The organism is Proluteimonas luteida (assembly GCF_021191695.1).
Lineage (GTDB): Bacteria > Pseudomonadota > Gammaproteobacteria > Xanthomonadales > Xanthomonadaceae > Luteimonas > Luteimonas luteida.
The window spans coordinates 184437-192303 of record NZ_JAIWPT010000006.1 but is presented as its reverse complement, the minus strand read 5'-3'; the positions used below and the strand labels follow the sequence as shown (position 1 = coordinate 192303).

Annotated in this window: 7 protein-coding genes; 3 read left to right on the top strand and 4 right to left on the bottom strand. The window is 71.3% G+C overall.

Annotated elements, in window-relative coordinates; genetic code table 11:
• Nucleotides 1–188: 188 nt before the first annotated feature.
• Nucleotides 189–1517, bottom strand: a complete 1329-nt coding sequence (locus LDO26_RS07540; RefSeq protein ID WP_232130470.1) for an OmpP1/FadL family transporter — start codon at nt 1515–1517, stop codon at nt 189–191.
• 227 nt (nt 1518–1744) lie between these two features.
• Here LDO26_RS07540 and LDO26_RS07535 point away from each other — a divergent pair, with 227 nt between their 5' ends.
• The 3 genes from LDO26_RS07535 to crcB all read left to right on the top strand — a co-directional run bounded on the left by LDO26_RS07535 (nt 1745) and on the right by crcB (nt 3292).
• Nucleotides 1745–2443 (top strand): rhomboid family intramembrane serine protease, encoded by a 699-nt coding sequence (locus tag LDO26_RS07535; protein ID WP_232130474.1) that lies wholly within the window; start codon nt 1745–1747, stop codon nt 2441–2443.
• A 119-nt stretch (nt 2444–2562) separates the two neighbouring features.
• Entirely contained in the window at nt 2563–2886 is a 324-nt protein-coding gene (locus LDO26_RS07530) for a DUF1820 family protein (protein ID WP_232130469.1), read from the top strand.
• 10 nt (nt 2887–2896) lie between these two features.
• On the top strand, nt 2897–3292 hold the full coding sequence (gene crcB / locus LDO26_RS07525) for a fluoride efflux transporter CrcB (protein ID WP_232130468.1): 396 nt from the start codon (nt 2897–2899) through the stop codon (nt 3290–3292).
• 67 nt (nt 3293–3359) lie between these two features.
• Here crcB and LDO26_RS07520 read toward each other — a convergent pair whose 3' ends face one another.
• The 3 genes from LDO26_RS07520 to gpmI all read right to left on the bottom strand — a co-directional run bounded on the left by LDO26_RS07520 (nt 3360) and on the right by gpmI (nt 7734).
• Nucleotides 3360–4805, bottom strand: a complete 1446-nt coding sequence (locus tag LDO26_RS07520) for a S41 family peptidase (protein ID WP_232130467.1) — start codon at nt 4803–4805, stop codon at nt 3360–3362.
• 149 nt (nt 4806–4954) lie between these two features.
• The gene (locus LDO26_RS07515) at nt 4955–6208 is read right to left on the bottom strand and encodes a murein hydrolase activator EnvC family protein (RefSeq protein WP_435594052.1); all 1254 of its coding nucleotides are present in this window, start codon (nt 6206–6208) and stop codon (nt 4955–4957) included.
• Between the two features lie 2 nt (nt 6209–6210).
• Nucleotides 6211–7734 carry a 2,3-bisphosphoglycerate-independent phosphoglycerate mutase gene (gpmI, locus tag LDO26_RS07510; protein WP_232130465.1) on the bottom strand — a complete coding sequence of 508 codons (1524 nt, stop codon included), beginning with the start codon at nt 7732–7734 and terminating at the stop codon, nt 6211–6213.
• Nucleotides 7735–7867: the final 133 nt, after the last annotated feature.

The window sequence follows — 7867 nt, the reverse complement described above, 5'->3', positions numbered from 1 at the left end:
GGGTCTCGACCCGCCACGTCGGGCGACACAATGGCGGGTCGAGACCCGCCCTACGCGGCCGAGGTTGGTCCTTGGCGTCGAGGCGTTGAGGTAGGCCGTCGGCTACGGGTCGCTCCCCTGAATTGGAAGAAGAACCAAAGAAAACCCCGCCGGGGCGGGGTTCTCCAGGACACTTGACGCAACCGCGATCAGAAGCGGTACTGCGCCGACACGCCGAACAGGTTGGCGTCGCCGTCGAACGGACCGACGATCTCGCTGCCGCTGGCCACGGTGTCGATCTTCGGATCGCGCGGTTCGATGCGGGTGTAGGCGAAGTTCAGGTCGAACGCATCGCTGACCTTCCACGTCGCACCGACCGAATAGAAGATGCGGTTGGCATCGGGCAGGCGCGGGGTGCGGTGCAGCAGGCTGGTCGGGGTTTCGTCGTAGGCGACGCCGCCACGCAGCGCCCAGCTGTCGTTGAGCTGGTACTCGGCACCGACGGCGGCGAAGTAGGTGTCCTTCCACTCGAAGGGCTCGACCGAATCCGGGTCCGGGCCGTCGAACTGGATGCGGACCTCGCGCAGCGACGACCAGTTGGTCTCGGCGTAGGTGGCCGACAGCAGCAGCGCGTCGGTGACCTGCCAGGCGAGGCCGACGTTGAGGATCGACGGCGTGGTCAGGTCGGCATACACGGTGCCGTCCTGGAACCAGCCCGGGCGCGCGACGCCGAGCACGGCTGCCGGGCCGCTGGGCACGGTCCAGTCGACGGTGCCGGTCAGCTCGTAGTCGATCTCGGAGCGGTAGCTGACGCCGATCGACAGGTTGTCGGTCGGGCGCAGGTTGGCGCCGAGCAGGTAGCCGAAGCCGGTGTCGTCGCCCTGCACTTCGGCCAGGCCGTCGCTGCTCTGCGGCAGGTAGCCGGGGATGCCCGACTGCGCCATCAGCGCACCGAAGTCCACGCCCTTGGTCAGGGTGACGTCTGCGCGCGACAGGATCACGCCCAGGCCGACCGAGAACCGGTCGGTGATGTCGACCGCACCCGACAGCGCCAGGTCGATGATCTCGACTTCGGACTTCTGCGCGGCATAGCGGCCGACCCAGCCGGCGTCGTATTCGGTCTTCAGGCCGAACGGGGCGCTGACCATCGCGCCGACCGCGGTGCCGTTGTCGAACTTGTGCACGACCGAGAACGCCGGCACCGGGGTGACATCGCCGGCGTTGCCGCCGTTGCTGCCGGTCAGCGGACGGCCCAGGGGGTCGGTGCCGCTGCCCTGGAACTCGTAGTTGAGGTCGATGACGGTCAGGTCCAGCTGCACGGCGGTGCCGTCGAACTGGGTCATCACCGCGGGGTTGTTGGTCACGACCGAGGTGTCGCCCTTCTTCGCGGCGGTGCCGGCGAAGGCGGCGCCCATCGACTTGACGCTGTTTTCCTTGAGCTGGAAACCGGCGGCCTGGGCCTGGCCGGCGAACGCCAGCGCGACGGCGATGCCGGCGGCCAGGACGGTGTTCTGCATGATGCGGGGGTTGGTAGCCATGTGTCGCGTTTTCTCCAAGACAGGTGGTCGATCGGTTTCGCTTCGCCGGACAAGGAAGAGGCCCCCCTCGCTCACTTGTCGCCTGTCGGATTCCCCTCCCGAACGCGCGCAGCGGGCGGCACTATACCGTACCGTTGCGTGCGGTAGCAGTTGTGCACTGCGGCATGAAATCGCCGTGGTGGCGCGCTTTACCGCAACCGCGACGCCCCCCGACAATGGCCGTGCCGATGTTCATCTCGATCCCCAACCGCCGCGCCCGCGCGCCCGTGCGCTGGGCCACGCCGATGCTGTTCGCATTGCTGTGGCTGGCGTACCTGTGGGCGAGCACGCGGCCGGACAACGAGCAGCTGGCGCTGCTGCTCGACTGGGGCGCGCTGTATGGCGAGCCCGTCGGCACCAGCGGGGTGCTGGCGAACTGGCTCGACATCGGGCCGTGGCTGCGGCTGTTCACCGCGCTGTTCCTGCACGCGGACTGGGCGCACCTGCTCGGCAACCTGGTGTTCCTGCTGATCTTCGGCCTGCCGGCCGAACGGCTGATGGGCGCGTGGCGGCTGCTGGTGCTGTTCCTGATGGGCGGGGCGCTGGCCAACCTGGCGGCGGTGTTCGCGATCGGCGCGCCGGACCGGCTGATCATCGGCGCCAGCGGCGCGGTGTCGGCGCTGATGGGCGCGTATCTGGCGCTGTTCCCCAATGCACGGCTGGGCGTCGTGGTGCCGCTGGGGCTGTTCCTGGAGTTCGTGCGCGCACCGGCGTCGCTGCTGATCGGGGTCTGGGCGCTGCTGCAGGTGGTGTTCGCCTACATCGGCCCGGCGTTCGGCGCGGTGGCGTGGTCGGCGCACGTCGCCGGCTTCCTGTTCGGCATCGCCTTCGCGCTGGTCTCGCGCCACGCGATCGGCCAGCGGCTGCGGCGGCTGAAGGGGTATTGAGGGTGGTGATTCGTGATTGGTGATTGGAAAAAGCGGTTTCCGGACACGGAACCCGCTGCTCGCAGGCCTCGGCTTCTTCGAATCACCAATCACCAATCACGGCTCCTATACTTTCCCCCATGACCGGAAAGACGCTCTACAAGATCACCTTCCTCAGCCACGGCAAGGTCTACGAGCTGTATGCGCAGCGCGTGGACAGCGGGCGGCTGTGGGGCTTCGTCGAGGTCGCGGAGCTGGTGTTCGACGTGCACGACGGCGTGGTGGTCGACCCGGCCGAGGAGCGCCTGCGCGACGAGTTCGGCAACACCCGCACACTGCACCTGCCGATGCAGGCGATCCTGCGGATCGAGGAAGTGGAGAAGAAGGGCCAGTCGGCGATCCGCGACGCGGTGTCGGGCGAGAAGGTGGTCACGCCGTTCCCGCTGCCGGCGCGGCCACGCTGAGATGGCGCCGGTGAAGCAGCTGCTGCTGGTCGGCCTCGGCGGCTTCGTCGGTTCGGCCTGCCGCTACCAGCTGACGCTGTGGCTGATGCAGCTCGCCGGGCCGCAGGCGGCCGGACGCTTTCCGTTCGGCACGCTGGGCGTGAACCTGCTCGGCTGCCTGGTCGCCGGCCTGCTCGGCGGCACGATCGCACGGCACGACTGGTTCCCCCCGGACCTTCGCCTGCTGCTGATGGTCGGCGTGCTCGGCGGTTTCACGACGTTCTCCGCGTTCGGCATGGAAACGCTCGCGCTGTTGCGGCGCGGCGATGTCGCGAGCGCGGCGCTCTACGTGGGCCTCAGCGTCGTCGCCGGCCTGTTGCTGGCATGGCTGGGCTGGAAATTCGCGGGTGGGCCGGGCAGCGCGTGACCGCAAGCGCAGCTGCGAGGCGAAGGACCACTCCGCGTCGCGGTCCGAAATCCCCCGGAAGATGCGCTCAGTCCGCCGTGGACGCGGCAGTCGCCGGCGACGCGGACGCCGTGCCGGGGCTTTTCAGCTCGGCCAGCGCGGCCGCGATCGGCGCGTCGCCGGGCAGAGCTTCGCCGCCGGTCGAGCCGTCCTCCTCGTCGCCCTGCAGGTGGCCGGGCAGCGCGGCCTCGGTATAGGCGGTGGCGGTGCGCGCCTCCGGCGTGCTGCCGTCGGCGGTGGCCGGACGCAGCACGACATCGGGGTCGATGCCGCGCGCCTGGATCGAACGGCCGCTGGGCGTGTAGTAGCGCGCGGTGGTCAGCTTGACCGAGTCGCCGTTGTCCAGCGGCAGCACGGTCTGCACCGAACCCTTGCCGAAGGTGCGGCTGCCGACGATGCGCGCGCGGCCGTTGTCGTGCAGCGCGCCGGCCAGCACTTCCGAGGCGCTGGCCGAGCCGACGTCGACGATGACCACGACCGGCGCGCCGTCGAGGATGTCGCCCGGGGTCGCGTTGAACTCGGCCTCGCTGATCGGGATGCGGCCGCGGGTGCTGACGATGCCGCCGCTGTCGAGCAGGTCGTCGGCGATCTGCACCGCCGAGGTCAGCAGGCCGCCGGGATTGCTGCGCAGGTCGATGACCAGCCCGCGCAGGGCGCCGCCGCTCTGGCCCTTGAGCTCGCCGACCACGCGCGAGAAATCGGCGGCGGTGTCGATCTGGAACTGGCTGATGCGGATGTAGCCGTAGCCGGGCTCGAGCATGCGCCCGCGCACGCTGACGACGCGGATCGTCTCGCGGTCGACGCGGATCTCCAGCGGCGCGCTCTCGCCGTCGCGCAGCACGCCGACGGTCACCGAGGTGCCGGGCGGCCCGCGCAGCGGGCCGGCGCCCTCGTTGTCGGCCGGGGTCAGGGTCTTGCCGTCGACGCTGACGATGATGTCGCCGGCGCGGATGCCGGCCTTGGCCGCGGGCGTGCCGTCGATCGGCGCGATCACCCGCATGCTGCCCTCGGGCAGGTACATCACCTCGACGCCGATGCCGTCGTAGGCGCCGGCGGTGCCTTCGTCGAAGGCCTCGGCGGCGTCCTTCTGCATGTAGACGCTGTGCGGGTCGAGGTCGAGCAGCAGGCCGCGGATCGCCGACGACATCAGTTCGCGGTCGTCGACCGGTTCGACATAGGCCTCGCGCACCGCGTTGAACACGCCGACGTAGCGGCGGATCTCCTGCAGCGGCACGCGGCTGGAAGCGACCTCCGCGGCGTCGGAACCGTCGGCGGCGACGGGCGCGCCGGCATCGGCGGGCGGTGCGGCGTCCTGCGCGTCGTCCGGGGTCTCCGCCGGCGGCGGTTCCGGCGCCGGCGCGTCCTGTGGCTCTTCGGCGGGCGTCTCCGGCACCGGCTGCGGCACGGGATCCTGCGCGAATGCCGCCGGGGACAGCAGCAGGGACAGGGCCAGCGTCAGGGAACTCAAGCGCATGCAGGACGACTCCGATCGGAAATGCCAGATCCGCGCAGCGTGGCGCGGCCCGTGATTATGCGGGCCGCCTCCGTGAATGCGTTAAGCCCGCGCAGGAATATTCAGTTCCGGCGCCGATGCGTGTGCGGCCGCGGCGGCGGCGCTGGCGCTCAGCGCCGCTGCAGCCAGGTCACCGGATTGACCGGCTTGCCGTCCTGGCGCAGCTCGAAGTACAGCCCGCTGCGGCCCTGGCCGCCGGAGTTGCCGACGCTTGCGATGGTGTCGCCGCGCGAGACGCGGTCGCCGGTATTCTTCAGCAACGCATCGTTGTGCGCGTACAGGCTCATGTAGCCGTTGCCGTGGTCGACGATCACCAGCATGCCGTAGCCGGTCATCCATTCGGCGAACACCACGCTGCCGTCGGCGACCGCCTTGACCGGGGTGCCGGCGCTGGCGCCGATCAGGATGCCGGTACTGCTGCGGCCGTCGGGCAGCCTGCCGCCATAGGATGTCAGCAGCGCCCCGCTCAGCGGCCAGCCCAGGCCACCGACCTGCGGCGCGGCGGCGCGGGCGACCTGCACCGGCGGCCGCGACGGCGCGCGCGACGGCGATGCGCCGGGGGCGGCGCGCGCCCGCTCCCGCGCCGCGGCCGCTTCGGCGGCGCGACGGCGTTCGGCTTCCGCGCGGCGCGCGGCTTCGCGCAACTGCGCCAGCACGCGCTCCAGTCCCCGGGCATCGCGGCCGAGGGTCTGCTCGCGCGCCTGGCGGTCGGCGAACTGCGCCTCCAGCCCCTTGACCGCCTCGGCACGCTTCTGACGGTCGGATTCGACCTGCGCCAGGCGCGTGCGCTGTTCCTGTTCGGCGGCTTCCAGCGCGGTGCGGCGTTCGTGGAGCGCCGCCTCGATGCCGTCGAGCTCGGCCATTTCCGCGCGCAGCACCGCGATGCGCTCGCTGCGCTGCTGCTGCAGGTAGCGGTGGTAGGTCAGCAGGCGGCCGGCGTCGGCGACCCGGTCCTGGGCCAGCATCAGCTTCAGCGGCGCGTCGTCGCCGATGGTGTAGGCCGCGCGCAGCAGCGCGGCGAGTTCGGCGCGGCGGCTGTCGATGGTCGCGTCGAGCTGCTGCCGGCGCGCCTGCAGCCGCTCCAGCGCGGCCTGTTCTTCGGCCAGCCGGATGCGCGTCTCGCGCAGCGCACGGGTCGATGCGGCGACCTGCTCGTCGGCCTGGCGCAGTTCGCGGGTCGCGGCGCCGCGCTGGCCCTCGATGCGGCGGCGCTCGGCGGCGACGTCGCGCAGCTCCTTGCGCACGCGCTCGAGCCGGCGCTCGGTCTCGCGGCTGTCCTGCGCCGCCGCTCCGGGCGCCGGCAGCGACAGGGCCAATCCGACCAGCAGCAGCGCGACGCCACGCGACAGGGCTGCGCGCATCATGCTCAGCCGTCGGCCTGCAACAGGCTGCGGCCGGTCATCTCGGCCGGCTTGTCGACGCCCAGCAGGTCGAGGATCGTCGGCGCGAGGTCGCGCAGCGCACCGCCACGACGCAACGATGCGCTGCGGCTGCCGACATAGACCAGGTCGACCGGGCCGACCGTGTGCGAGGTATGCGGCTCGCCGGTTTCCGGGTCGCGCATCATCTCGACGTTGCCGTGATCGGCAGTGACCAGAAGCTCGCCGCCGTGCGCGCGGACCACGTCGACGATCTCGCCGACCGCGCGGTCGACGGTCTCCACCGCCCTGATCGCCGCCTCCAGCACGCCGGTATGGCCGACCATGTCGGGATTGGCGAAATTGCACACGATGACGTCGAAGCGTTCGTCGCGCACCGCCTGCACCAGCCGCGCGCAGACTTCCGGCGCGCTCATCTCCGGCTGCAGGTCGTAGGTGGCGACCTTCGGGCTCGGGACGAGGATGCGATCCTCGCCGGCGTAGGGGTCCTCGCGGCCGCCGCTGAGGAAGAACGTCACGTGCGCGTACTTCTCGGTCTCGGCAATGCGCAGCTGCGACAGGCCGCGGGCGCCGAGCACCTCGCCGAGCGTGTTGGGCAGGTGGTCGGGCGCGAATGCCTGCGGCGCCGGCAGCGTGGCGTCGTACTCGGTCAGGCAGACGAAGCGCGCGAGGTGCGGGCGGCGGGGGCTGCCATCGGGCCCGTCGAAGCCGTCGAAATCCGGCGCCACGAACGCGGCGGTCAGCTGGCGCGCGCGGTCGGCACGGAAATTCATGTACACCACGGCGTCGCCATCGGCCATCGGCGCGCTGCCGTCGATCACCGTCGGGGTCACGAACTCGTCGTTCTCGCCGCGCGCATAGGCGGCCTGCAGCGCGGCCAGCGCATCGGGCGCGTGTTCGCCGCGCGCCTCGACGATCGCGTCCCAGGCCTTGCGCACGCGCTCCCAGCGCTTGTCGCGGTCCATGGCGAAGTAGCGGCCCGAGACGCTGGCGATGTGCGCGTTGCCCAGCGCGTCGCAGCGCGCCTGCAGCGCGCGCAGGCTCGGTTCGGCCGAACGCGGCGGCATGTCGCGGCCGTCGGTGAAGGCGTGCACGGCGACCCGCGGCACGCCACGCCGCTTCGCCAGCTCCAGCATCGCGAACAGGTGCGCCTCGTGGCTGTGCACGCCGCCCGGCGACAGCAGGCCCAGCACGTGCAGCGTGCCGCCATCGGCCAGCACCGCGTCGCAGGCGGCGTTGAGCTCGGCGTTGTGGAAGAAGCTGTCGTCCTCGATCGCCGCGTCGATGCGGGTCAGGTCCTGGTAGACAATGCGGCCGGCGCCGATGTTCATGTGGCCGACTTCCGAGTTGCCCATCTGCCCGTCCGGCAGGCCGACATGGCGGCCCTCGGTATGGATCAGGGTGCTGGGGTGTTCGGCCAGCAGCCGGCGCCAGTTCGGCAGCTCGGCCAGCGCCAGGGCGTTGTCGCGCGGGTCGTCGCGGTGCCCCCAGCCATCGAGGATCAGCAGCACGACCGGGCGCGGACGGGAGGGGGGGGCGGCATGTGGCACGGCGATCGGCCCAGTGACGAATGACAGGTGCGATTGTAGCGAAGCGGGTGCAAGCTTCCGTTGTCGAATACGGCGGCGCCACGGCGCGCCGCCC